Annotated in this window: 20 protein-coding genes and 6 pseudogenes; 11 read left to right on the top strand and 15 right to left on the bottom strand. The window is 58.8% G+C overall.

Annotation, left to right across the window (positions count from 1 at the left end; translation table 11 throughout):
• The first annotated feature begins 208 nt into the window (after positions 1-208).
• Positions 209-1,228: a sensor histidine kinase gene (locus H9L15_RS15990; protein WP_187716003.1), complete on the top strand. Its 1,020-nt coding sequence runs from the start codon at positions 209-211 to the stop codon at positions 1,226-1,228.
• A gap of 144 nt (positions 1,229-1,372) precedes the next feature.
• Here H9L15_RS15990 and H9L15_RS15985 read toward each other — a convergent pair.
• The 6 genes and pseudogenes from H9L15_RS15985 to H9L15_RS15960 form a co-directional block, all read right to left on the bottom strand.
• Positions 1,373-2,049: pseudogene (locus tag H9L15_RS15985) on the bottom strand (aquaporin).
• On the bottom strand, positions 2,039-2,542 hold the full coding sequence (locus H9L15_RS15980; protein ID WP_187716002.1) for an arsenate reductase ArsC: 504 nt from the start codon (positions 2,540-2,542) through the stop codon (positions 2,039-2,041). Before H9L15_RS15980 ends, H9L15_RS15985 begins: the two are co-directional and overlap by 11 nt.
• The gene (locus H9L15_RS15975; protein WP_187716061.1) at positions 2,539-2,982 is read right to left on the bottom strand and encodes an ArsI/CadI family heavy metal resistance metalloenzyme; all 444 of its coding nucleotides are present in this window, start codon (positions 2,980-2,982) and stop codon (positions 2,539-2,541) included. The genes H9L15_RS15980 and H9L15_RS15975 overlap by 4 nt, the downstream gene beginning before the upstream one ends.
• Before the next feature lie 13 nt (positions 2,983-2,995).
• Positions 2,996-3,319: pseudogene (locus H9L15_RS15970) on the bottom strand (ArsR/SmtB family transcription factor); the annotation flags it as partial.
• Between the two features lie 721 nt (positions 3,320-4,040).
• Positions 4,041-4,634 carry a methyltransferase gene (locus H9L15_RS15965; RefSeq protein WP_187716001.1) on the bottom strand — a complete coding sequence of 198 codons (594 nt, stop codon included), beginning with the start codon at positions 4,632-4,634 and terminating at the stop codon, positions 4,041-4,043.
• Between the two features lie 251 nt (positions 4,635-4,885).
• Positions 4,886-5,772 (bottom strand): annotated as a pseudogene (locus H9L15_RS15960) (iron-containing redox enzyme family protein).
• 52 nt (positions 5,773-5,824) lie between these two features.
• Between H9L15_RS15960 and H9L15_RS15955 the strand changes: the two are divergent.
• Positions 5,825-6,241, top strand: coding sequence for a hypothetical protein (locus tag H9L15_RS15955; RefSeq protein ID WP_187716000.1), 417 nt, complete (start codon positions 5,825-5,827; stop codon positions 6,239-6,241).
• 2 nt (positions 6,242-6,243) lie between these two features.
• The gene (locus H9L15_RS15950; protein ID WP_187715999.1) at positions 6,244-7,125 is read left to right on the top strand and encodes a phosphoribosylglycinamide synthetase C domain-containing protein; all 882 of its coding nucleotides are present in this window, start codon (positions 6,244-6,246) and stop codon (positions 7,123-7,125) included.
• On the opposite strand, the gene H9L15_RS15945 is transcribed toward H9L15_RS15950, so the two are convergent.
• The gene (locus H9L15_RS15945; RefSeq protein WP_398287041.1) at positions 7,053-7,463 is read right to left on the bottom strand and encodes an SET domain-containing protein; all 411 of its coding nucleotides are present in this window, start codon (positions 7,461-7,463) and stop codon (positions 7,053-7,055) included. The genes H9L15_RS15950 and H9L15_RS15945 overlap by 73 nt on opposite strands.
• A gap of 182 nt (positions 7,464-7,645) precedes the next feature.
• On the bottom strand, positions 7,646-7,888 hold the full coding sequence (locus H9L15_RS15940) for a DUF6582 domain-containing protein (protein WP_187715997.1): 243 nt from the start codon (positions 7,886-7,888) through the stop codon (positions 7,646-7,648).
• A 445-nt stretch (positions 7,889-8,333) separates the two neighbouring features.
• On the opposite strand from H9L15_RS15940, the gene H9L15_RS15935 reads away from it, so the two are divergent.
• Entirely contained in the window at positions 8,334-9,434 is a 1,101-nt protein-coding gene (locus H9L15_RS15935; protein ID WP_187715996.1) for an alpha/beta fold hydrolase, read from the top strand.
• Positions 9,435-9,621: 187 nt separating this feature from the next.
• Positions 9,622-9,903: a UrcA family protein gene (locus H9L15_RS20675; protein ID WP_187715995.1), complete on the top strand. Its 282-nt coding sequence runs from the start codon at positions 9,622-9,624 to the stop codon at positions 9,901-9,903.
• Between the two features lie 1,207 nt (positions 9,904-11,110).
• Here the strand turns inward: H9L15_RS20675 and H9L15_RS15925 are convergent.
• The 3 genes and pseudogenes from H9L15_RS15925 to H9L15_RS15915 form a co-directional block, all read right to left on the bottom strand.
• The gene (locus tag H9L15_RS15925; RefSeq protein WP_187715994.1) at positions 11,111-11,350 is read right to left on the bottom strand and encodes a type II toxin-antitoxin system HicB family antitoxin; all 240 of its coding nucleotides are present in this window, start codon (positions 11,348-11,350) and stop codon (positions 11,111-11,113) included.
• A 1,476-nt stretch (positions 11,351-12,826) separates the two neighbouring features.
• A pseudogene (locus H9L15_RS15920) lies at positions 12,827-13,000 on the bottom strand (DUF1214 domain-containing protein); the annotation flags it as partial.
• Positions 13,001-13,090: 90 nt separating this feature from the next.
• A complete protein-coding gene (locus H9L15_RS15915; RefSeq protein ID WP_223276749.1) occupies positions 13,091-13,792 on the bottom strand; it encodes a LysR substrate-binding domain-containing protein in 702 nt (233 codons plus the stop codon).
• Positions 13,793-14,106: 314 nt separating this feature from the next.
• On the opposite strand from H9L15_RS15915, the gene H9L15_RS15910 reads away from it, so the two are divergent.
• The 6 genes from H9L15_RS15910 to H9L15_RS15885 all read left to right on the top strand — a co-directional run bounded on the left by H9L15_RS15910 (position 14,107) and on the right by H9L15_RS15885 (position 19,666).
• Entirely contained in the window at positions 14,107-14,649 is a 543-nt protein-coding gene (locus tag H9L15_RS15910) for a YybH family protein (protein WP_223276748.1), read from the top strand.
• Between the two features lie 343 nt (positions 14,650-14,992).
• Positions 14,993-15,199, top strand: coding sequence for a cold-shock protein (locus H9L15_RS15905; protein ID WP_187715992.1), 207 nt, complete (start codon positions 14,993-14,995; stop codon positions 15,197-15,199).
• A gap of 375 nt (positions 15,200-15,574) precedes the next feature.
• On the top strand, positions 15,575-15,799 hold the full coding sequence (locus H9L15_RS15900) for a hypothetical protein (RefSeq protein WP_187715991.1): 225 nt from the start codon (positions 15,575-15,577) through the stop codon (positions 15,797-15,799).
• Positions 15,800-16,020: 221 nt separating this feature from the next.
• Positions 16,021-16,368, top strand: a complete 348-nt coding sequence (locus H9L15_RS15895; protein WP_187715990.1) for a DUF6481 family protein — start codon at positions 16,021-16,023, stop codon at positions 16,366-16,368.
• Positions 16,369-16,460: 92 nt separating this feature from the next.
• A complete protein-coding gene (locus tag H9L15_RS15890) occupies positions 16,461-18,116 on the top strand; it encodes a carbon-nitrogen hydrolase family protein (RefSeq protein WP_187715989.1) in 1,656 nt (551 codons plus the stop codon).
• Positions 18,117-18,997: 881 nt separating this feature from the next.
• On the top strand, positions 18,998-19,666 hold the full coding sequence (locus H9L15_RS15885; RefSeq protein WP_187715988.1) for a Crp/Fnr family transcriptional regulator: 669 nt from the start codon (positions 18,998-19,000) through the stop codon (positions 19,664-19,666).
• Positions 19,667-19,831: 165 nt separating this feature from the next.
• On the opposite strand, the pseudogene H9L15_RS20670 reads toward H9L15_RS15885, so the two are convergent.
• The 4 genes and pseudogenes from H9L15_RS20670 to H9L15_RS15865 all read right to left on the bottom strand — a co-directional run bounded on the left by H9L15_RS20670 (position 19,832) and on the right by H9L15_RS15865 (position 23,640).
• Positions 19,832-21,195 (bottom strand): annotated as a pseudogene (locus H9L15_RS20670) (HD-GYP domain-containing protein).
• 339 nt (positions 21,196-21,534) lie between these two features.
• Positions 21,535-21,744: a hypothetical protein gene (locus H9L15_RS15875; protein WP_187715987.1), complete on the bottom strand. Its 210-nt coding sequence runs from the start codon at positions 21,742-21,744 to the stop codon at positions 21,535-21,537.
• Between the two features lie 443 nt (positions 21,745-22,187).
• Positions 22,188-22,712 carry a hypothetical protein gene (locus H9L15_RS15870; protein WP_187715986.1) on the bottom strand — a complete coding sequence of 175 codons (525 nt, stop codon included), beginning with the start codon at positions 22,710-22,712 and terminating at the stop codon, positions 22,188-22,190.
• Between the two features lie 119 nt (positions 22,713-22,831).
• Positions 22,832-23,640: pseudogene (locus H9L15_RS15865) on the bottom strand (NYN domain-containing protein).
• Between the last annotated feature and the right edge of the window lie 47 nt (positions 23,641-23,687).

Genomic DNA, 23,687 nt, shown 5'->3' with positions numbered 1-23,687 from the left:
AGTTGTTGGCAGCAATCTCAGCCCTGATTACTACCGCAGATGCCAACCGAGCCGCGTCCAGCATTCCATGTGATCCTCCGCCGGCAGCGAACTAATCGGTAGTGGGATCGTTATCCCAAGTAGAGTATAACCATCTCATTACCGGACAGGCGAATCGCGTGCCGGCAACAGAGAGATGCGAAGCTCCCGCCCGATTGGAGCTACCAAGATGAAAGAGTTAGACGATAGGGAGCAAGCGCAAGCCTTGGCGCTGGCAATCGTCGACACTCTGCCCGAACCCTTCCTGGTCTTGGATGACACGTTGCGTCTTCTCGCGGCTAGTCGTTGCTTCTACGAGGTCTTCGGCGAGGTTCCGGCCGCTGTGCACGGCAATTCGTTGTTCGAGCTTTCGGGTGGCGCATGGGACATACCGGGCCTGCGACAGCTGCTAGCCGCGGTTGTCGACGATCGCGGGACTATCGAAAGCTTCGAGTTCGAGCGCGATTTCGGCAAGGTCGGGCGGCGAACCTTATGTCTAAATGCTCTTCCGATCCGTGACGGCGACGGGTCGGGCAGGATGGTACTGGTGGCGATCAAGGACATCACCGAACGTCGGATCGCCGAACAGGAGAAACAGAAACTACTGGAGCATACGGAGGAGCTGTTAGAGCAGCAACGGACTCTTCTTCGCGAGATGCGGCACCGCATTGCAAACAGCTTGCAGATCATTGCCAGCATCTTGCTGTTGAAGGCCGGAGCAGTGACCTCAGAAGAAACCAAGAATGAGCTCCGTGCTGCCCATCAGAGGGTAATGTCCGTGGCGGCGGTGCAGGGCCACTTGCATGCGTCTGATGGCATCGAGCAAATTGAGATTGGTCCATACCTTGCGAAGCTCAGCTCGGGCCTTGCCGCGTCCATGGTGGACCCCCGTCAGGACATCGACATCACTGTCCGTGCTGACCCTGGCGTGCTCCAAACGAGCCACGCGGTAAGCATCGGCTTGATTGTCACCGAACTGATCATCAATGCAGTCAAATATGCATTTCCTTTGCCCAATTCGTCCGCCCGAATCCGAGTGACCTTCGAGATGGCAAAGTCGGATTGGAAGCTCACTGTGGCGGACAACGGTATCGGGAGAAGCGAGACAAACGAACCAAGTGCATCAACCGGGCTTGGCACGGCGTTAGTGGCTGCGTTAGCGAAACAGCTGAACGCTCAGGTATCTGAAACGTCATCCATGGGGGACTAGCCGTCACGGTCACTAAGGCCACGTTTGAATCACGAGTCACACACGCGGCCTGAGGCTCCCCCGCCATAAGTTAGCTGACGTAGTGGCAGCTTTCGACCCATTGCTGCCATTAGGTTAGTGGCGGCATTCGACCCATTCCCGCCACTAGGCCGCCCTGTCAGAGAAGAGCCACTTCGCAGTCAATGCAGCCGCCATCGCTCCAATCAGCTGAGCAACGATGAACAGCGGAACATCGGCAGGAGCAATTCCGGCAAACGTATCGGACAGGCTTCGAGCGACGGTAATCGCGGGATTCGCAAAGCTAGTTGACGAAGTGAACCAGTAAGCCGCGGTGATGTAGAGCGCGACGGTGGCGGGGACCCACTGCGGGCGGTGCTTCACGGTGCCGAGAATGGTCAAGATCAAGCCGAAGGTGGCTACCGCCTCGCCGGTCCATTGGCCGAGGCCGGTTCGGGCCTTCACCGACAGCTGGAGCGTCGGAAGATCGAACATCAAATGCGCCGCCCAGGCGCCAAGGATTCCGAACGCCATTTGCGCGAGAATGTAGGCTCCTGCATCGGTCCACCGCAGATCGCCCGCGAAGCGGCGACTAGGCTGACCGCCGGGTTCATATGCGCTCCGGAAATCGGCCCAAGCATGGTGATCAGCACGAATAAAATCGCGCCGGTTGCAAGCGTGTTTCCGAGCAAGGCGATTGCGTCGTTTCCGCCGGATAGGTTCGCGGCCATGATGCCCGAACCGATCACGCACGCGAACAGGAGGAACGAGCCTATACCTTCCGCCGCAATGCGCCGCCCGAGCGGCGGAGCGTCAGGCGGCATCCTGGTCGCCGGTTCGCCCTATCTCCCGCAGCCTCGTCTGAAGGCTCAGTTCGTCGCTGCTTTCGAAGGGCAACGACAGGAACAACCCGATCCGTCTTTGCAGCGCATAGTAGGCATTGCGGAAGGCTTGCGGCTGGCGCTCGCCCTGGACTGCGGCTGGGTCTTCGATGCCCCAATGCGCCGTCATCGGCTGGCCCGGCCAGAATGGACAGGTTTCGCCCGCTGCATTGTCGCAAACGGTGAAGACGAAATCGAGCAGCGGTGCGCCATCGGCGGCGAACTCGTCCCAGCTTTTCGAGCGGAAGCCCTCCGACGGATAGCCGAGTTCGTCCAGGAGCTTGAGCGCCTCGGCATGGACCTGGCCCTTGGGAAAGCTGCCGGCCGAAAAGGCGTTGAAGCGTCCTGCGCCGTCCTTGTTGAGGATCGCTTCGGCGAGGATCGAGCGGGCGGAGTTCCCGGTGCACAGGAACAGCACGTTGTAGGGACGGGTCATGCCGCTGCCCTCGGTGCGCAGCACTTAGCTTCGCAAGGCCTCAGCGTGTCGAGCGCGGGGCTGTCGCCGTAGGTCGTCGCTTCCCCGTTGGTGAAAAAGGCTTCCCAGACGACGCCGTCCGGATCGCTGATCCAGCTTTTCTCGGACTTGGCGTAGCAACAGGTCGTCTGGCCTTCTTCGAGGACTGGCCGGTCGGCGGCCTTCAGGCGTCCGTAGACTTCGGAGAGTTCGTCTGGGCTTTCTACCTGGATGCCGAGATGCTCGATGCCCTTGCGAGCATGATTGCCCGCGGAGATGGCGAAGTTAACGCGCGGATCTTCGAGCATCCACTTGGCGTAATCGTCCTTCACGACGGTCGGTTCGGATCCGAACAACGTCGAGTAGAAGTTCATGGAGTGGGCGAGGTTCTCGACCCCGACGTGGACGTGCAGGCGCTTCAAGCGGATTTCCTTTCCTGGCGGGAATTTCGCAGGCTGTATCCGCGCCGCAGTCGGCACCGGCACAGCAGTTTTCCATGAGATACCCGACGAGCTTGTTCATCGCCGGATAGTTGGCGCGGTAGATGAGCGAGCGGTGCTGCCGCTCCTGCAGGATCAGTCCGGCATTCCGGAGCTGCGCGAGATGGAACGACAGCGAGCTGTTTGGGACGCCAAGTGCATCGGCGATCGCGCCCGCCGCCATGCCCTTGTCTCCGGCCTGGACGAGCAAGCGGAACAGAGCGAGCCGATGTTCCTGCGCGAGCGCGGCGAGCGCCTCGACAGCGTTTTCCGCGCGCATCTTAGCGGAAGCTCGCCCAGTTGATGGCGGAGGCGCAGCACGGAACCGGCGGGAGCGCGGTGATCGCGGTCAGCAGGGAGCGGAGAAGACTGGATAGAGCAGCCATGAGCCGTCCTTTCGATGAAACTCGAAATGACAGAATCACGATGTCCAGTCAATTATATTTCGAATACAATCGAAATGACGTTATGGCAGCTGTCCACATTCCCGCCGCTAGAGCGCTAGTGGCAGCTTTCGCCCTAATGCGGACAATTCTGGCCCTGCTCTTGCGTCACTGTCGTTGCGATGCTCCTTTTGCGCCGACGTTAGGATGCTGTCGGGAGCAAGTATGGAAACAAAGCGCGGCGTAGCTTCCAGATTGGGCATCGTATTGCTCAACATACTCGCGCCTGGGCTTGGAATGCTTCGCTTGAGGCGCTGGCAAATAGCTATCACGCTACTCGGCGTTTCTCTCGTCACTCTCTTGGTCGTGTCTCTGGGCCGCTGGTGCCCTTTCTAGTTCTCGCGCTAGTTGTGGCTGGCCTCAAGGTTCGGCGCGCCCTCGGGAAACCTTACGGGCATTTGAAGCCTCGCAAAGATACGGGCGAGTTCATCCGCGGACCGCGTCTGAGAGTACCCGCCTAGTCGAGCAAACTGTTCCTAGCCCAAACGGACTAAGCTGACCGAATGATTTTGATCCCGAACGCGGCAATCCGCTCAACTTCTCGGTAGGGCTCCTTCGTTAACTCCTCCCGAAAACATCGGGGTCCAGTTCAGTGAGCGTCACGTCGGCCCTCGCTGCCCTGCATTCTTGTGCAATTTCCGCAAGCAACGGAGATCGCCCATCCACAAAAGCGACGCCGGTGTACAGCAACATCACTCCCGCGGGCGACAGCTTCTCGAGCGCCTGGCGCACCCAACCCAGCGCGACAGCTCCTCCGAACATCTCACCGCCGTGCCGGTATTGGCGCCGTTTGTCGTCGACGATGTACGGCGGATTGGCCATGACAAGGTCCACGTTGTCAGGAATGCAATCCGCTTCCAACAGATTCGCGTCAACGCCGGCCGCCGCAGCATTCGTGGCCGCCATCGCGAGTGCGACAGCATTGACGTCAACGAGCGTGATCCTGGCGCCGTCGAGCAGTCGGGCCACGGCAATGCCCCCTGCGCCATTGCCCGCACCCATGTCCACGATGCTCCGCACGTTCGAAAGGCTCGGCACCTCCCGTTTAACGAAGTTCACGAACCGATAGCTATCCGGACCAAAGAAGACGGCGTCGCGATCGTTCGTAGGAAAGCCAGAATGAACGAGCAGATCGTCGCCCAGGCTCGCCACGCGAACGCGACTGATGAACTTGTCATTCTCACCGGTAGAGATGGCACCTGCCCGACCGAGCAGCCCGAGCAGAACAGGCTCGATCTGGTCGCTCGAAAAGGGCCTGTTCCATCCGAAAATGTCACGAAGACCGGTATCGGAAACTTCTCCTCGCGCTAGCACCCGCGAATGGGTTGTCGGTGTCACCGTCGTGAATCGGTATTCGTATAGTCGAAGGAAGTGCAACAGCTCGACGAGCGCTGCGTCAGCCTTCACCACAGTTCGCTACGATAACGGTCGAAGCATCGCGCGCCACAGGTCAGGCGGATGAGTGCGCCTTCGGCAATCGCCCGAGCACGCGCCGGGTCCTCGGCTACCGCCGGCCCGATCGCTTCGGCGTTCCACGCCAGGCTGTGCTTCACATCGAGCGTGGCGTGAAGGTCGAAATATGTCCGCGTTTTGGGAGCGATCCCGAGCCGGCGCAGCCCCGAAGCGACCGCAGCCGATCGGTCCGGGCAGTGAGTTCGATCACGCCAAGAGCTCCCAGTGCATGCCATGCGAAGTCGCGGCGCGTGGCCATGGCGGTCATTGCGTTCGCGAGCGCGAGGCTCTCCCAGACGGTCTGCTCGATCGTCGGGCGAATGCCGAGGGCGACGCTCAGCCGCTCAAGCATCGGCCCGTGCATGCCCTTCTCGTTGCCGCGACCCATTTCGTCCCAGTAGTTGCGGGCGAGCTCCAGCTTGATACGCGTCGGCAATCGGATCTGGGTCAGAGCCGTAAGATCATCGAAGCCTGCTTCGCCTGCCGCCTCTTGGAGCAGGTACCAGCGCATCTCGTCCAGTGTCGCCGTCTTCTCGAGCCAAGGGAACAGAGGATCGCCTTGGCCCGGGCCAACTTCCTTCAGTGCCTCGAACCAGCGGACAAAGCCGTCCGCATCGTTTGGAGCGATCGCGGCGGTTGCAGCGACCTCTTTACGAAGCATACTCAAGAGCGCGCTCTCAAGGACGAGTGTTTCATGATCGGAGGCGAATGCGGATTCCCAATCGTTGTCCGGAAGCCTCGGCGCAAGCCGATGCCGGTTCCAATGCGCAAGCCGTTGCTGCACATTATCAGTGAAGACGCCGGCCTCTTCACCACGCCACTTGAAGACGCTTGCCATGGCGCCAAAACATCGTTGCGTATCAGTCAGTTCCGTGCGCTAGCATATGATAGTGCGCGTACTTGGTATCACCGAAACCTGTGACCTCGGCTCCATGTATCGGCGGCTGCTTGCCGAAGGTCATCAGGTCCGTGCTTCCATCAGCAATCCCCTCGCCAGTGGAACCATGGCGGGACTGGTGCCCAGGTCATCGGATTGGCGTTCAGAGCTGGGCTGGATTCGCGAAGCCGGGGACGACGGGATCATCGTCTTCGAAGCGATCGGCTTCGGCGAACTTCAGGATAAACTCCGCGGCGCGGGATTTAATGTTGTAGGCGGCAGCGCTTTCGGCGACCGCCTGGAGAACGACCGTGCCGCTGCCCAGCGGCAGCTCGCTGAACTCGGATTGAATACGGCAAGCACGACCGAGTTCGCCGACGCCGAAGAAGCTTTCTCGGATTTGGCGATACGCCCCGACGCTGCGTTTTGAAGATGAGCGCATCGGCCGGAGACACTTTTGTCGGCGTGCTTCCCGACGGTCGAGACGTAAGCGCCTTGCTTCGCGTGAAGCCACCCGTCGCCCCGTTCATCCTGATGGATTATGTTGAAGGTATTGAGGTAGGCGTCGGGGCTTTCTTCAACGGCACTAATTTCCTTCGGCCAGCTTGTCTCGACTGGGAGCACAAGCATTTCTTTCCGGGCGATCTCGGCGAACTGACGGGCGAAATGGGCACGGTCGCAACCTTCGAGTGGTCCGATGCGATCTTCAACGCGACGCTGGCAAAGCTCGAAAGCGGACTGCGTAGTGCGAGCCACGTGGGCTGGGTGAACCTGAACCTCATCATCAATGAGCAAGGAATATGGCCGCTCGAGTTCACGTGTCGCTTCGGCTATCCTGGTTTTGCAGTGCTCGAACCTCTGCAAGGCATTAACTGGGGCGATCTGCTTCACGGATTGTGCAACCGCTCGTTGAGCTGCCTCCCGACGAGGCCAGGATTTTCAGTGGGCGTCGTGATCAGTACGCCGCCGTTTCCGCTGTCGCGTGCAGAAGTCGATTCTGCGATTGGGTTGCCGATCGTGGTCGATGATTTGGACGATGAGCACCTGCATCTAGGAGAAGCTGGTATCGATAAGGAGCAATTGGTGACGTCGGGACTCTATGGATGGACGGCGGTCGTGACCGGCACAGGCTCAACCGTCGATCAGGCGCAGCGCGCTGCCTATGACCGCGTCCGCAAGGTTGTCACCCCCAACATGCGTTACCGGCAGGATATCGGCAATAAGCTTGCCCGTTGGCAGCTTCAGCAATTGGCCGATTGGGGCTGGATGAAATCCGTTCCTTCGAGCCTCATGGCGTCGCAGATCGTCCGATAATCGCTGGTCAGTTCGGTTCCGGCCGGAAGATCCTCCGCCGCGACGTCATCGCCGAATGCAATCCCGAGGGACGTCGTGTTCGGGTAGTCAGAGTGGTTGAAGTGCCGACCATTGTCCCCGCACAGCACCCAAATCCGCAGGTCGCCGTGCAGCGTGGAATAGGTCCGCAGAAACTCATGGAGAATGGTCGGTAATTCGCTCAGCTCGGCATCGGAGAAGACTTGATCGATGCGACTATCGAACCGCCAGATAAGCTGCCCCTTTCGAACGTGCTCGGAAAGAAAGACGCCTATTCCGTGGATGGGACTGGCTCTGAGCTCTGTTCTAACCATCATCATCGTACGCAACTCCCATGAACTTGCCAGTCGTAACGGGTAGACGCGCGAATGGCCGTGCTACATGCCCCGTCAGCGACGCTGGACTGCTGGCGTCCGCTTTCCAGCTATTCCCGCCGCTTAAATCGCCTGGGCGTCTGCTTTCGACCCAGTGCGGACATGAAACGGGCAGCGAGGCCGGCGCCTCAATCTTTGCCGATGTCCCGCCAACTCTTCTCCGTCACCTCGACATTGAATTTCTTGGCTGCGCTTTTGATCCTCTTCCAGGCGGCATCGCGCTCGCTGTCGCTGACACCTTTGACCTGCTTGAAGCGTGCGATGGCGTTGCGGACGTGGCTCGCATTTTCGAGCGGCTCCTTTTCCTCTTTCGGAAAGGCGAACGCGCTCTTGTCCAACTTCTTACGTTCATCGGCGCTGAGTTTGGCCACGGCTACATCTCCTATTGGTCTGCAAGATCAGGCAAACGCACAGCTCTGATTGAAGTTCGCCATCAAGAGCCCCTGCCCTGCCCCAATCCGCCATCAGGCCTTGTGTCCGTTTCCCACCCATTCCCGCCGCGACCGATTTCGACCCAAACCTGCCGCTAGCCTCGGTTCTCGAAGTCCAGGCGCCGAGCGCATGCCATGGAGCCGATTTGGGCGGACGCGACGACCCTCGACACACCCCGCCGCGGCTGTTTTTGATTTATCGCCGTTGCCGAGGGTAAGATCGCACCGCGGGTATCGGAGAAAAGGACTTGGACGCACGTCGATCATTCAGCGGCGGGGTCGACCTCGCACATGAAGCGAGCTTCAAACTCGGACGAGCTGAAATTCTTCCCTCCACGCGTCACGTCCGGTGCGGCGATCAGAGCAAAGTCGTCGAGCCCGAGCCATGCAGGTGCTGGTTGTCTTGGGGCGTGCACACGGCGAGGTCGTTAGCCGGGACGATTTGATCGACCAATGTTGGGGCGGACGGATCGTCACCGATGACGCGATTAACCGCGTGATCGCGCAGATTCGGCGTGTGGGTAGTGAATTTTGCCAGGGCGAGTTCTCAGTCCAAACCATTCGGAGTGTGGGCTACCGTTTGCATGGCGAGTTCGGAAGAGCATTCGGGCCAGCAAATTCAAACCAACGCGAACTGGTCGATCGTCTACGCGAGCATCAGAAAATCGAGTTCTGCCGCACCAGTGATGCCGTTACCCTAGCCTACAGCCGACTTGGCGAAGGCTATCCGTTGGTCAAGACCCCCAACTGGCACGGTCATCTCGAACAAGAGATCGAGAATCCGTTGTGGCGCCATTGGGTTGCCGAGTTGTCGAGCCGCAGCACGCTTCTTCGCTATGATCAGCGCGGGACCGGCATGTCCGACCGATGCATATCGAATTTGAACTTCGATAGGTTGCTGGAAGACATGGTCACCGTCGTCAATACGGCTGGTCTAGAGTGTTTCGACCTCCTCGCCATCTCGCAGGGCACACTTCTCGCGGTTGCGTTCGCTGCTCGCCATCCGCAGCGGGTCAGGAGACTCGTTTTAATCAACGGTTTCTCGTCGGGATGGCGTCACTCTCCCGACCCCGATCATGTCGACAGCTGGGAAGCCATGTGCACGCTGATCCGCGCAGGATGGGGCAAAGACAGTCCTGCGCTCCGGCAAGTCTACACCAGCCAATTTCTTCCAGACGGGACAGGTGAACAATGGGCGAGTTGGAACGACTTCCAGAAAGTCAGTGCGGCACCTGAGTCCGCCTACCGCATCCTGCAGATGTTTGGTGATGTCGATGTTGCCGATCTGCTAACCAAGGTTCGATCTCCGACACTCGTCATGCACTGCAACCGCGATCAGCTAATTTCACTTGAGCGCGGGCGGTTCATTGCTTCCAAGATACCCGGCGCCGAATTTGTTATTCTGGACGGGCGAAATCACCTGCCTCAGCCCGAAGATGTAGCCTGGAAACAAATCCAGGCCGAGCTTCGACGATTTCTCCAATGAATTTAATCGCCTGAATTACCCCGCAGATCGGCAAATCATCGGCAAAAAATCGGCTTTTCCTCCGCGCAGCGCCAAGGCGCTTTTGTGATCCTGAGAGCCGCGAAGAAGCGGATCGTTGCGGGAGTTTTCTGTGCGGGGATTTCTACTGCGGGCTGCAACGACCTGCTTAGTTGCAAATGTGCTGAGCATGCCGGCGCAGGCAGCTTCGACGGGAAAGGTCCCCTCCATCAGGATTCAGGTAGCTCCTGCGGATCTGGCGACCGATCTTGCGGTTGAGAGCCTTCACCTGAAGCTGAAGAGATCTGCCCGACAGGTCTGCAAGGCCGAGCTCCGGAATGATGCGATCCAGTTGTACTGGCACGCTTGCTATTCTGGAGCACTCGACGATGCCGTGGCGCAACTCAAAGAGCTGCGAACGCTCCATCCCGCGACTTTCCCCAGTTCGTCAATCCTGGTCCTAGCCAGGTAGCCGACGCAGGCCCCCGCCATCCACTCGATTCAACGACCATCCGATCCAAGGAGCAATAAAATGCGAGCATCAGTATGGCATTTCGCGGCTTGCGGAGCGCTCATTTCACTCGGCGCCTCGGCCGCGGCTGCAACCGAGATTGCCGACGGAACGGGGACTTCCTAGCTAGCTACACGGGACCCTCCAGCAGCGATCTCGACTTGATCGGCGCGAATGTGAATTTCGACGGATCGAACTTTATTTTCGACGTCACAACAGCCGGTCAGGTTGGCACGACGCCTAATTCGCTTTTTGTGTGGGCTATCAATCGTGGGAGCGGCGTCTCGCGACCTGGGCTGGCGCCTCCGGACGGCGCATCGCTGCTCTGGGATGCTGTCGTTGTGATGTTTCCAGACGGCACCCTGAGAGTGGTAACGTTCCCTCAAGCGGGCCGCCATCGATCGCTAACCTCGTTGGAGCTACGGCAGTACTTGGAAACGAGCTTTCTGGATCCGTTCTTTCCTCGATGCTGCCTTCGACCGGGTTTGCCGCCAGCGACTACACGTTCAGCTTGTGGTCTCGGGTCAGGGTCAATCCAGCCGCTGACGGTCTCAATTCCGAAGTCGCTGATCTACTCTCCGGCTCCGGAAATATCAGGGCCTCGGCTGTTCCAGAACCCGCGACCTGGCTGACGATGCTTCTGGATTTGGTATTGTCGGTGGCGCCATGCGTAAGATGGGCAGCGTTCGGCGGGTCGGTGGGAGAGCCCTGAGCTAACTAGCGGCACTTCTCCACCCACACCTGCCGCGACCGTCTTCGACCCATTCGTACCCCTAGGAACGTTCCCCAAGCAGCGAGACTATGTGGTCGGCAAGCTCCCGAGCGGTCGCATCACCGCCAATAGTCAGAGTTCGAAACCAACCCTGCCGTGTCGTCGACCGCGCATCAGCAAATGGACGCAGCTCGATGCTGTAGTCCCTTCCAGCCGTTCAAGAAGGTCGATGCTGTCCCAGCCGGTAATGCAAAGTTCCGCGCCGATAAGCATATCAGCGTCTACCGCGGCACCGCGTCCGGCAATCTCTCGTAGAACCGAAAGTATGTGCTTAGGATGGCATCTGATGTGTGGTCCATCGTCGCCCGCGACCGTATTCGACCCAAATCGGCCGCGACTGTTTCGGTAAGCCATTCCGCTTCCATCCCCATTTGCCCTGAAACCAGCCCAGCAGGATCAAGAACACGGCCGAGAAGATCGTCGTCGAACAACCAGGCTGTTAATCTTGAGCCTCTTCCCGCTCTCTGGCCGCGCCGCCTCCAGCCAGCAGCCGATCGCATCCTCGAGGTTGAGAAGAGCGATCGCACGGCTTTCGCCATCGGCGACACATCCCTTCAAGGCCGGCGCGAAAGCGACAAAGCCGCCACCCAGCTGCTCGCTGAGCTTGCTCACTTCGACAAGACGGCCTTCGATCATCATTCCAGCTTTATTGCGCCTTCAACCAGCGACACCAGCAGCTGGATGTAGATGGGCTTGATCGGGCGTTTCGCGGGATAGTCAGCTGCCCATCGATCTCCGGATGCCACACGACATAGTTCGATCCGTTTGACGGTAGATCACCCTTGATGCCGAAACTCTGGCATAGGGAAACGACGTCATGAATTGTCCAGTCCCCTCGTGGGTTGCGCTTCATTGAAGCCAGTTGCGACATCGAACGGGACGGGCGCTTCATCGACGCCCATTAACGCGCGGCGAAACACGGCAGTCTCCTTGGGCGAATGCAAAACAGCGTTCAGTGTTTGTCATCGGGTTTCCCCTCGCGATCATGATTTATCCTCGTTACAATCGCAATCGGAGGCGGGCATGATGCATTACGGCGCGAGCAGCGGCTTAGAACTCGTCACTGGCGTGTCTTATCTAATGATTCTTGCCGGCTTCGGCCTGCGGAACATGCTGGAAGGGACGAGAGCGAGGTTGCTCTGGCCCTGGTTACTCATGGCCATATTCGCCATATGTGGCGTAACGCGCTTGGATTACGCGGGCGTCTTCTCGACTAATTCCCTCCTCCTGCTCGTCCTGCACTTCACTCTAGCATCGTGCTCTTTGGCCTATGGGGTCGGCCAACTGGCCTACGCATTCTGGCCCGAGCTATTCTCTGACAGGGATCTCGGTCGTCCGGCGACGTGATGCTTCGGATGCTCCGCTGACGCGAGTGGAACCCAACCTTGAGACGCTTCTGCCCGTGCTAAAGGCGCTCAACGTACGGTTGGACGTTAGACCACTAGAAGCCGCCTGAGGGCGCTTTACAATTGATGTAAAGCGCGCTTTACGTACGCCGTCTCTAGATCGCTCGGAGCTTGAGGCATCCCCTTGGCGAATTGCGCCCCAACGCCTCCAAGGGAGGGAGCGGTTTGGCTTACCCACACTCGGCACCGGGCCGCTCCCGCCTTTACGGTGAAGGCGCGACTACGAGGAGACTAGTGGCAGGTTTCGACCCGCTGCGGACGCAAGCGAGGTCGCTAGGACCGACGAAGCTGGATTTTGTTCGCAGCCGCCACCCGGTAGATCGCGTCCGAAGTACGACCCATTTCCCGCGCTATAGCCCGCGCGGGAAGCCCCCTTTGGCTAACCGTCGTAGCTCACCAATCTGATCGGTCGTCCACGGCGCTCGATGATTCATGAAGAACGACATTAGAAGCCTCTCTGGTTCCTGAGAGGTAACGCTCACTAATCGATATCTCTACCGGCCTTCGTTGCTGTTCATCTTCGCCCCTGCTCAGCAAGTTTTCCCGCCGGCTCCAAACCGAAAGCCTAATGACAGCTTTCCACCCAAACTTGCCGTAAAGTAGCGTCCGCTTTCGACCCATTGCGGACACTAGGTAAATGCTGGCCGCTGCGCCGTAGAGCGAGATGATGCGAATATCCGTCTCGCTGCTTTGCTTCTGCGGTGGATCAGGCCTTAGCGATGTCGTCGGGCCTCCAAGTCTGGTCGAAGAAGGGCTCCAGAGGTCCGTAGAGGCGGATGTAGGTAAACCAGCCTTTCCCCGGCACGGTCTGGACCCAGTTTTCCTCCTTGCCGATAGGTGCGGCTGGCCCGAAGTAAATGTCGTAGGAGCCGTCGCCATTCGGTTCTGGCTGACCGAAGCTGCTCAGGCTGGGCTGCGGTTTGTTTTCTGCAGCAGGGAACGCCCGTTTTCGAACAATGAATATTCGGGATTAGCAGAAGCAACTCGCGACGGTCTCTACGAGCCAGGCGATGCTCTGATCCAGCATCGCTGCCTCGGGAACGATCGCGATGAGATCTGAAGACATCATCTCAAATGGCGCGTTGACGATTTGCAGATCGTAGGTTCGCGCAGCCTCTTTCGCAAAGCCCCGCGGCAAGGCTCCGATGAGGTCGGATGAGGCGATCGCGGAAACGGCCATTAGGAAGCTTGGCACGGTCAAGGCGATCCGCCGATCAAGGCCGCGCTCGGCGAGCAAGCGATCGACATTGCCGGATGTGTCGCCCGTGGCCGAGACCAGGACGTGGCGGGCATTCGCGATAGCCATCACCGTTGGCTTGCGCCCCAGCGGATGCCCGCTGCGCGTCACGAAGACAAAATCCTCCGGGTACAGCGTCGTTGCGTGAAACCGGGCCTGCGCGGGTCGGTGAGGAAGGATCGCGAGATCGAGCCTCCCCGCATCGAGATCGGCCAGAGCATCGCGCCAAGCTTGGTCATGAGAGTTGGAGCCGGGCCGGGGGAGAACCTGGAGCATTGCAAAGTCTATTCCCGGAGCTTCTTTCTCCAGCCGCTTCATCAATACGGGCACAAGGATGGAAACCGCTCCGTCCGGAGCGCCGAGCCTGAAGCGGCGGGTTGCTGTCGTAGGGTCGAAATGTTCGGCCGATGAGATCACGCCACTGATGCGCTCCACGATGTCTCGGATCGCCGGGGCCAGCGCCTCAGCGCGAGCGGTCGGCACCATCCCCTGGCGGTGGGAAGGAACAAGGGATCGTTGAGCGTCGTCCGGAGCCGGCGAAGGGCGTGACTGATCGCGGAGGGCTTAAGTGGAGCCGCGTCGCTGTGCGTCCGGCATTCCGTTCCTCGAACAGCAGATCGAACACCAGCAATAGGTTGACGTCTGTTCGAGCGAGTTGAGTATGATTCAACATAAGAGTGAATTAATACCATTTGAATCAAAAGCGGTCTGCAGCGAATTGGGGCGTCCTGAATAAAGAAGGACGCCGAATGAACATTCCAATGATCACGACGCTCGTGGGTGCCGCTGCGGCGGTCCTCGCGGCCACCGCTGTAGCCTTGCCGAGCGAAGCATTTGCCACCGATGCAGTTCAGGCGATCGAAAGCGCCTACGCGAAAGCCAATGCCGCTTTGATGCGCGGAGATTCCAAGACCTGGCACGAACTTGTGCCGCTCACCCAAGACGGCGTTCTGGTGTCGCCCTTCGGCGGGAAGCCATCGCGCTTCGCAGACTATACGCCCGAACGGATCGAGCGGATGGGCCGCCTTTTCAAGGAAGGGGAATTTGAGCAGGAGATCGTTCAGGCGTTCAAGAGCGATGACATGATCGTGCTTGCGACGATCGAGCGGGCGAACGTCAGCGTCGGCGGTTTGCCAAAGCAGAACTGGGCGCTTCGAGTAACGTCCGTGTTCAAGCGCGAAGGGGCGCAATGGAAGCTTGCGCACCGTCATGCCGACCCGTTCGTCGAGGACGTTGCAATCGCGGAAGCCGCCCGGCTCGCGCGAGGCGAGCGAATGGTTGCCGCAAAGTAGATTGTTGCGTTGCCGCGTCAGGGCAGCCACCGTCCAACGGGGCGCTGACGCGGACAACGGCACTCGCCGTTTAGGTGTCTAATCGAAAACGGCCGCTCTCGACCCAAACCGGACATTGCGCCGATGGATCAAAAATCGGATCCACTCCGACCACGCGCAGTGGTTCGCAACGTGAGCCGTCCTTTCCTTTTACGCGCACGTCGCTATATAGGATCGCGCTGATCGTCGCCTGCGACGGATGATGGGCCGCTTCGGCTCCTCCCTTTGTCCCTTTCTAGCTTCAAGACGCCGGGATGTGCTGTGTTAGCGCATGCCCGTCACCCGTGGGAAAAGGATACCCATCATGATCACCGGAACCGTTAAATTCTTTAATAATGACAAGGGCTATGGCTTCATTGCGCCGGAAGATGGCAGCAGCGATGCTTTCGTTCACATCTCGGCCGTAGAGCGCGCCGGCATGTCCACGCTCAATAAGGACCAACGTGTGTCCTATGAGCTCGAGACGGATGGTCGTGGCAAGACCTCCGCGGTGAACCTGCAAGGCGCCTAAAAGTCAGTGGCGGATGCTAACCCATCCGCCGCTTATTTCCACTCGAGCACAGGCTTTAGCCGGGACGATCGAGCTCTGGATCGATGTGCCCCGCCGAGCATGAGAGGCCCCCATGACAAGAACCGCCGTCGCCCCTACCTGATCACCAAGGATGACGAAGGGCAATTTCGGATCACGATCCGCAGCACCCGTTTCAACTCCTGGAACTACCCACTCGTAACATCGAGTTTGCAACCCGAGCTTTTTAGGAGCGCAATCGCTGCTCGTGCGCATGCCAAGCGCGAGTTTGGCGCCGAACCTGGGCAGTTCGCGTCGAAGTAGGCTCCCGAAGTGCGCTCATCGACTGAAGGCGAACATGACCTTACGGCCCAGCAGTTGCTCGAGGCTCAGCAAGCGCTCGACGTGGCTGCGTTCAATGGGATCTTAAGCCTGGCCATCGTCTTGCGAAAGAGAAAGCTGCTCACCGACGCTGAAACGAAGAGCTTGCACGATATCATGAGCCAGCCGCTTTCGCTGGCGGGCAATGCTGACAATCCCGTTGTCCAGGATGCTCAACAGAATCTCGATCAGCTTTTCGCACTCATCGTCGAGCGGGGATAGGGCTATACAGCTACGCGCTTTCCGCCCAACAATCCTGCTTCCGATTCCAGCTACAGAAGCATCGTCTGAGCAAGCCGCTCTGATGGAGCTGCGCGCTCCTTTGCGGAGGCCACCTGCGCTTTGGCGCCATCCTTCTCCTGCCACCGTTGCAGGAAACGTCTTCGCAGAAGAAACAATTAGCGACTTAGGTCGCCCACATCCCTAACTAAGGAAAATAGCTCTTGGCTTCGTTTAAAGACCCTTCTTTTCAGGATCGTGTCGCATCAGCCAGCAAGGCCAAGCAGAAGGCCTTGGATCAACTGAAGGCAAGGCCCTCGGTCGACGAGGCACTGATGGCAACGCGGCGGCAAAAGCGTGAAACACGGGAGCAAGCTTTGGAGGAGGAGCGGGCTGCCAAAGCTCAAGAAAAGGCAGCCGCCAAAGCCCAGAAAGCTTCTCTCAAAGCGGCCGAGCAGGCAGCAACGGATGCCGCTGCGGCGCTGAAGGCGGCCAGATTGAAGCCGTCAAGTGCGGAAGAAATGAAGGCAGCACGAGATGCGCGGTATGCGGCTCGGAAGGCACGAAAGTAAGCCAGAAATCAGCGTCCTTAAGGGTGCCGCCAGACGTTGCGAGGCCCCGCCTAAGACCGTCGGACCGAATGAACCGAAGAGGAGCGGCATGAGTGCCCAGGAATAGCCCCGCCAAATTGGAGGTGCGGGTCGCCGTCCCAGACGACGTCAACGCCATCCTCGCTCTCATCAGCCGTGCTTACCCAGGCTTTGGTAACTACAGCGCAGGCCAGGTCCTTGGCCAGATCAACAACTTTCCGGAGGGCCAGTTCGTGGCCGTCCTTGAGGGCACTATCGTCGGCTATTGTGCATCGTCGCGGATCGACGAAGCTGTCGCCCTCGCGCCGCATGACTGGACGACCATCACGGGCAATGGGTTCGGGAGTCGCCATGATCCCACCGGTGACTGGCTCTACGGGATCGAAATGGCGGTCGATGACAGGCAGCGAGGCCTTCGGATCGGCAAACGCCTTTATGAAGCACGTCGAGCCCTTGCCGAGCGGTTGGAACTGCGTGGAATCGTCTTCGGTGGTCGGCTTCCGAATTACGCACGCGCAAAATCCAAGGTCGGTGATCCAAAGCTTTATCTAGAGCAGGTCCAGCAAGGCCGGCTACGCGACCCAGTGATCGGCTTTCAGCTGGCGAACGGCTTCCAGCCAATCGGCATCCTCCGCAACTACCTGCCGTTCGACAAGGAATCTGACGGGTTCGCTGCGCACATGGTATGGCGCAACCCTTACGTGGATCCCAATGAACCTCCGGCGTTCCGCGTGCCGCGAGGAGTTGAAAGCGTCCGGCTTGCCACGGTACAGCTTCAGGCGCGGGCTGTCAGCAACTTCGCCGAGTTCGTGAAACAGGTCGAATACTTCGTGGACGTCGCCGCCGACTATCGCGCCGATTTCGTTGTTTTCCCCGAACTGTTCACCATGTCTCTTCTGTCGTTCGAGACAGAGACGCTGTCGCCCATGGCTGCGATCGACCGGATGACCGAGCATCGCGCCCCGTTTGTGGCCGAGCTTTCTCGGATGGCACTGCGGTACAACATCAATATCGTTGGTGGATCACATCCGACGCGCACGCACGACGGCAGTATCCAAAACGTGGCCTACGTGTGCCTGCGCGACGGATCCGTGCATGCCCAGGAAAAGATTCACCCCACTCCTAACGAGGCCTATTGGTGGAAGATCAAGGGCGGTAGCTCGGTCGACGTCATACAAACGGACATCGGCCCGATCGGCGTGCTCATCTGCTATGACAGTGAGTTTCCGGAGCTGGCGCGACGCTTGGTCGACGAGGGCGCGCGTATCATCTTCGTCCCGTTCTGCACCGACAACCGTCAGGGCTACATGCGCGTGCGCTACTGTGCCCAAGCACGAGCCATCGAGAACCAGTGCTTCGTGGTGCTGTCAGGCAATGTCGGCAACCTGCCAGGCGTGGACAACATGGACGTGCAGTATGCCCAATCCTGTATTCTGACGCCGTGCGATTTTCCATTCGCGAGGGACGGCATTGCAGCAGAGGCAAGCGAGAATATCGAAACCCTGACGATTGCCGATGTGAACCTTGCGGATCTTACGTGGGCACGCGCGGAGGGAACCGTGCGCAACCTGGCCGACCGCCGTTTCGACCTCTACCGGGTTGATTGGAACCGCGGTATCCGCGCCGAGGCGACATTGCCCGAACCCCGAGCGATGAAAGCCAAGGGCCTGGAGGCGGCTGACCCTCGCAAATGTCCGCCTTTCCCGCCCTTCCGGAGATTGGCGGCTTAGGTCAGCTTTCGACCCATTCCTGCCATTAGCAGCGTGTGGGTATCTTTCGACCCGTTGTCGCCACTGGGCTATGACGATTCGTGGCCCGAAGCCCAATATGCTTTCAGCATTGCGCGCCGCCTTGCGATTGACAATGTCTACCCTTCTGAACCTGCTCAGTGAAATCCCGATCTTGGCGCTTGCGGTCTTCCCACTCGGCGCGAGTGCCGCAGAACCGCTTGGTCGCGAGCCGGCTACCGATGGGAGTGATGTTTTCGCAGATCTTCTCGTCCTTGGGACCGACGTTCGTGTTGCTAGCAGGTACGGTTTGAACAGGCTTCGACTCCGCGTCCGCGGTGGTTTGAGACTGGCTAAAACAGGGCGTCGCAAGCAAAGCGACACAGAGCGCGAACGGTGGAAACAGACGCTTCGACATTGTTTAAACTCCAACCCGTGAGCAAGGCCCAAATTACAGGAGAAAAGGAGCGAAGCAAACGCGGTCCAGCGTTGAATGGCGGGTGTCATCACCGACATTGTAGCCGATGTTACAATGGACTGAGTTAGGTTAGCTCACTCTCACCACTCAAACTTGCCGCGACAGCCTTCGACCCAAACCTGCCACTAAGTACGGGGTAGAGATCTCAAGAGCCAGTTTCCGCGACGCACTGACAATCGAGCCACCGGAGATAGGCATCTTCGGTTAGGAACCATTGCGACGCAGGTTAGTAGTTTCACGATCACCGTCCATTCTGCATGCAGGCGCCTGGTGACTGAGAGATCGTACGTGCTCCCGCTTGCGAGACGGAGACACAACGATGTCCATGCCGAGGCGCCCAGATCTTGAAGCATTTTTGACCAGACTTACCAATCGCTCAGTCCTTTCGGAGGACGAGCGGAACGCCGTGCTCAACCTCCCTGGTTACGCGGAGCAAGTTCGATCCAACCACGACTTCGTGAAGCTGGGAGAGCGTGTTGATCATTCATGTCTGATCGTGGCGGGCGTCGTCGGTAGGTTTGATCAGGATTCGCAGGGCAATCGCCAGATAATCGCGCTGCATATACCAGGAGACATGGCCGATCTTCACTCGGCGGTTCAGCCGGAGGTGACTTCGGCGCTCCAGGCGCTTTCAACAACCACAATCGTTCGCATCCCTCACAGCGCCATTCTTAGTGCGGCCAGGACTTATCCAACGCTAGGTGAGGCTCTTTGGCGGGATTGCATGGCGGACTCTGCGATCCTTGCGGAATGGGTGTTCAACGTCGGCCGGCGAGATGCCAAGAAGAGAATCGCTCATCTGATTTGTGAGATCGCAGTTAGGGTCGGAGCCGCACCTGCGAATGGCATGATCATGTTTCCATTCCCGCTGACTCAAACGCATGTTGGGGACGCGGCGGCTCTAACGCCCGTCCACGTGAATCGAACGGTGCAAGCGCTACGACGCGAGGGCCTCGTAGACATCGGGAAGAACGTGAAGATCAACGATTGGGGCGGCTTGGTAGCCGCAGCTGATTTCGACGATCGCTACCTTCATCTTTCGACCAAACCAAAGCGTGTGCCGCTTATTCATTAAGGTTGATGGTTGGCCTCTATATTGCCGCAGCAATGACCGCCTGATGTTTCCACGGCCGGCCGAACTTTACGAAAAGTCCGACCCGGTTCTGCTGACGTGCTAATGGCAGATTTCGACCCATCCCTGCCGCTCGAAGCCGACAGGAATGCTGCCTCGCGCCTTGAGCTACTGCGAGCTCGCCACATGCGTTCGCAGTACTTCGAAGCAGTCGCCGTCAACCCCTCGACCGACTTCGCCTTCGATGATGCTGAGCGCTTCCTTAGATGGCATTGCCGATCGGTACGGTCGATCGGCGGTGAGGGCGTCGTAGAAGTCGCAGATCGTAATGATCCGCGTTTCCCGACCGATCTGGTGCTTTTGCAGGCCTAGCGGATAGCCGCTGCCGTCCAACCGCTCATGGTGTGCCGCAGCAACGGGCGCCAAGTCGGCCAAGACGCCGACCCTGCCAAGGATTTCCTGGGTATGAGATGCATGCGTGCGCATCACTTCCCATTCGGTTTCATCAAGCTTTCCAGGCTTATCGAGGATCTTGTTTGAGACGCCCAGCTTACCGATGTCGTGAAGCAAAGCGGCCCGGCGGAGCCAGCGCGTGCGCGCTTGGGGAACGCCCATCTTTCCTCCGATACCCATTGCGAACTCGGCAACCCGGGTAGAATGGCCGGCAGTGAAGGGGCTTTTGGCATCCACGACTTGGCCAAAGGCGGCAGCGATCGAATCAAGATAATCGTCATCGACCGGTTCCGACGCCTCGGCGGGAGCTAGCGCCACCAATCGGGCATCCAGGAATTTCGATTCGAGGCCGCGCCACAGATCCTCATTTTCGGCCAATCGTGCGAATAAGTCGGCCAAGGTCGGATCAAGCCAGGTTCCGGATCGGCGTCGGACCTCTTCGATCGTCGCGTCGCGGCCGGCATGGGTGTGGAATACGTCCGCGACCTGGGCGAGCAGGGCGATCCGCGAAAACAAGGGGATCGCGTCCCGCGCAGATGACCCGGGCGGCCCGACCCATCCCAATGCTCGTCGAGATGGTAGATGCCGTCACAGACGGCGCTTGAAAAGCGCAACGTTCGTGCGATGTCAGCACCGCGGGTACAACGAGAGTGGATCATCTCGTCGGCGATCGCGACGCCATTCTTTAGAATGTTGCCTACCGCAGTTGCGCGCTGTCCAAAACTGCTTCCGCGCGCAGTCTTGGCGAAGACAAAATGGAGCGTCGCCGCCAGGCTCGTTCCAACAGTTTTGAAACCCTTCTTGAACGCAAGATCGTCGGCTTCATAAAGTTCGCAAATTCGCGCCGCATTGCTGCTGCAGCCAAGATCCTTGAGTAGCAACGTGTAGTAAAGGTCGTGTCGCTCAGCCGATGAGAGGCCTAGGGCGCGCCCGATATGGCTTCCGATCCAACACGCCCGCACGCAGTGTCCCGGCGGCTGGCCTTCGGTGATATCCAAGGCATAGCTGAATGCACCGACCAGCTCGGCAAGCGAGACGGACGTGAATTTCGTCGGTCCGGTGATTGCCCGATGGAACATTCTCACACCATAGCGAACCGAAGTTAATGACAATCAAAGGCTTGCGTGTTCGCAGATCGGTGAAGTGAGCCCATCGCCGCCACCAGTCGATCTCCTGCTGATGCTGGCCGCTAATTGCCGCTTTCGACCCAAACCTGCCTCTAGCGTCGTGGCAAGTTTTGGCTCAAGGCAGACATGGCAAAACTCGGCCCCACCTTTTTCAGCCAGGCTTTCGCTGCATGAACCTAAAACAACAATCCCGGACAGCGGCGAAGACAGGTGTCTCTCAGCTGCTGCCGGGATCGGCGCCCCTGCGGTCAGGGAAGACGGGCGAAGAAATACATGCCGCGCCCGCAATGATTAGACCGTCCGAAGATTCAGAGCGCGCGGCTGGTGCGTTTCGTTCGTGCCTTCTTCATACGAAAGGCGCTGGCCGACCGTCGGAAGGACATTCTTGTCCCACAAAACCGCGTTCTTTTCGAAACGAATAGGATCAATGCCCGTTTCTGGCTTGATTTCGCGCTGGCCCTTGATCGCGTCGAACGACTGTACGGTTCCAAATAGCTTCATGATGATTTCCTTTATGGGCACGCGCCCAAATTGGCAGTGCCGACTAAAAGGCGGAAAAGAGGGAGAAAGGTGCGACTTAGCGCCAAAGACCGCCGATCACGACTGGTAGTTTCATCCAAGTGGGCTATTATTGGACCGATAGCAAGGGCACATTAAAATAATTCCAGAAAGTCTTAGCTTGTAATATAGGAGAATGTAATTAAGTAGCATAAGCAAATCTAAACGTTATATTCCTTACGCATTTCTGAAAAGCGAGACATTCGAATCGGGATGTTTCAATATTAATGGAATTTTTCGATGAAATATTTTGGAACCGTCAAGTCGTTTGACGAGAAGTCGGGTCACGGCTTCATCCTGCCGGAAATCGGGGCGAGGCTCTCCGCTTCGCTCAAGGCGCGGGCTCCTGGACGCATGTCGCCCCGCCGCGGCCCGGCCAGCGCCTGTCATACGATCTGCACCACACGAATGGGCTGCCCAGCGCAGTGAACCTCGCAACGATCTAGGCAATCGATACCGGCCGCTGGATCCTTCGGTTTCTGTAATGAGGCCTGAAGCAGGGCTTGTTCACTGAGAGCCGCCTGGTGTCTGCTTTCCACCCGAACCTGCCGCGACGTCTTTCGACCCATTCCTGCCGTGGCGGCCTTCGACCCCAAGCAAACATTGTTCAGATCGGGTACTAACACGCCACGCTGGGTTGGGAGGCTTTCGCCAATTAGGGAGAGGCCATCGTGAAGAATAGAGGACACCGCAGCAGTGCCGAGGCCGCTCGCGCAGCTGCCGACGAGACTGATCTGCCAAACGTACGAGCCCGCCACATACGATCTGCGGAGGCGCACGAAGCCGCCGCAGATCGTGAGGAAGTAGCTGCGGCGAAGCTGAAAGTTCGGCAGAAAGAAGCCGCCGCGCGAAGGGCCGACCAAGCTGGCGTTCCCGGCCATCGCAACGATGGAGAAGATGACGAGGTCCATTGGACCTAGCCCGCCAGCCATGAGCGATACGGCCGGGTACCGGCGGGCGATTGTTCGACCCAAGCTAATGGCAGCTCACGACCCATTCAGACATTGACTGCAAGCGTCAAAAGTCGCTGTCAAAGAGTCGGCTTCGGTGTGCGATCCTTATTGCGTTTATCGGCGACGTATGTCTGGCCATTTTCCGGCTTCAAAATCTCGAACAACCCCGTGGCTTCGAAGAGAGCCGGAAAGTTTTTCACGCCATAGTTGCGCGGATCGATTGGTGCCTGGCGTTTCGCCGCACTGCCTGCGGTTGAAATCAATGCCCAGCCATCCTCGCGGGCGGCTGCTTCCACCCACCACGGAGCGCTGTGACTAGGGTGGCGTCCTGCGCGAGCGGCCGGCCCGATTTAGCGACCATCTTCGGAACGCTTTCATCGGATCTACCAATTCCCGCGTGTGATACACTGCGTGCAGCCGCTTCCGTTTCGCCGAGGCTTTCAAGGAAAAGGAATGTCGTGCAAGCGTTCACGAACGGCTCGGGTGTCTTCCGCTCACCGAACCCGTAGACCTCCAGTCCATTGGCCTTCAGTTGCATAACGAGCGGAGTGAAGTCGGCATCGCTTGACGCGATGCAGAACGCATCAAGCTCCTGCGTGTAGAGCAACTCCATCGCGTCGATGACCAGCGCAATGTCGGTCGCATTCTTCCCGGCCGAGTAACTGAACTGCTGGACGGGTCGGATCGCGAAGGAATGGAGTCTATCCTTCCACCCCTTCAGAGCGGAGCTGGTCCAGTCGCCGTAGGCTCGGCGGATATTCGCCGTGCCGTACTTCGACAGCTCGGCAAGGATCGTTCCGATCTTCGCCTGAGAGACGTTGTCGGCATCGATTAGAAGGGCGATGCGGCGGTTAAGCGCCGGACTTGCGTCTTGCTCGGTGGCCATTGGTCACTTGTGAATTGGGCGGACCACTCGAGCAATACCTTCATTGC

Source organism: Sphingomonas daechungensis, from assembly GCF_014489495.1.
Taxonomy (GTDB): domain Bacteria; phylum Pseudomonadota; class Alphaproteobacteria; order Sphingomonadales; family Sphingomonadaceae; genus Sphingomicrobium; species Sphingomicrobium daechungense.
Note: the sequence above shows the minus strand (reverse complement) of the source record. Positions and strands in the feature narration are given on the sequence as shown.

Bases quoted from the DNA above. Each gene is read 5' to 3' on its own strand.
- H9L15_RS15990 (WP_187716003.1), top strand. From the start codon at position 209: ATGAAAGAGTTAGACGATAGGGAGCAAGCGCAAGCCTTGGCGCTGGCA.
- H9L15_RS15980 (WP_187716002.1), bottom strand. From the start codon at position 2,542: ATGACCCGTCCCTACAACGTGCTGTTCCTGTGCACCGGGAACTCCGCC.
- H9L15_RS15950 (WP_187715999.1), top strand. From the start codon at position 6,244: ATGAGCGCATCGGCCGGAGACACTTTTGTCGGCGTGCTTCCCGACGGT.
- H9L15_RS15945 (WP_398287041.1), bottom strand. From the start codon at position 7,463: ATGATGATGGTTAGAACAGAGCTCAGAGCCAGTCCCATCCACGGAATA.
- H9L15_RS15935 (WP_187715996.1), top strand. From the start codon at position 8,334: ATGCAGGTGCTGGTTGTCTTGGGGCGTGCACACGGCGAGGTCGTTAGC.
- H9L15_RS20675 (WP_187715995.1), top strand. From the start codon at position 9,622: ATGCCGGCGCAGGCAGCTTCGACGGGAAAGGTCCCCTCCATCAGGATT.
- H9L15_RS15925 (WP_187715994.1), bottom strand. From the start codon at position 11,350: ATGATCGAAGGCCGTCTTGTCGAAGTGAGCAAGCTCAGCGAGCAGCTG.
- H9L15_RS15910 (WP_223276748.1), top strand. From the start codon at position 14,107: ATGAACATTCCAATGATCACGACGCTCGTGGGTGCCGCTGCGGCGGTC.
- H9L15_RS15905 (WP_187715992.1), top strand. From the start codon at position 14,993: ATGATCACCGGAACCGTTAAATTCTTTAATAATGACAAGGGCTATGGC.
- H9L15_RS15875 (WP_187715987.1), bottom strand. From the start codon at position 21,744: ATGAAGCTATTTGGAACCGTACAGTCGTTCGACGCGATCAAGGGCCAG.
- H9L15_RS15870 (WP_187715986.1), bottom strand. From the start codon at position 22,712: ATGGACCTCGTCATCTTCTCCATCGTTGCGATGGCCGGGAACGCCAGC.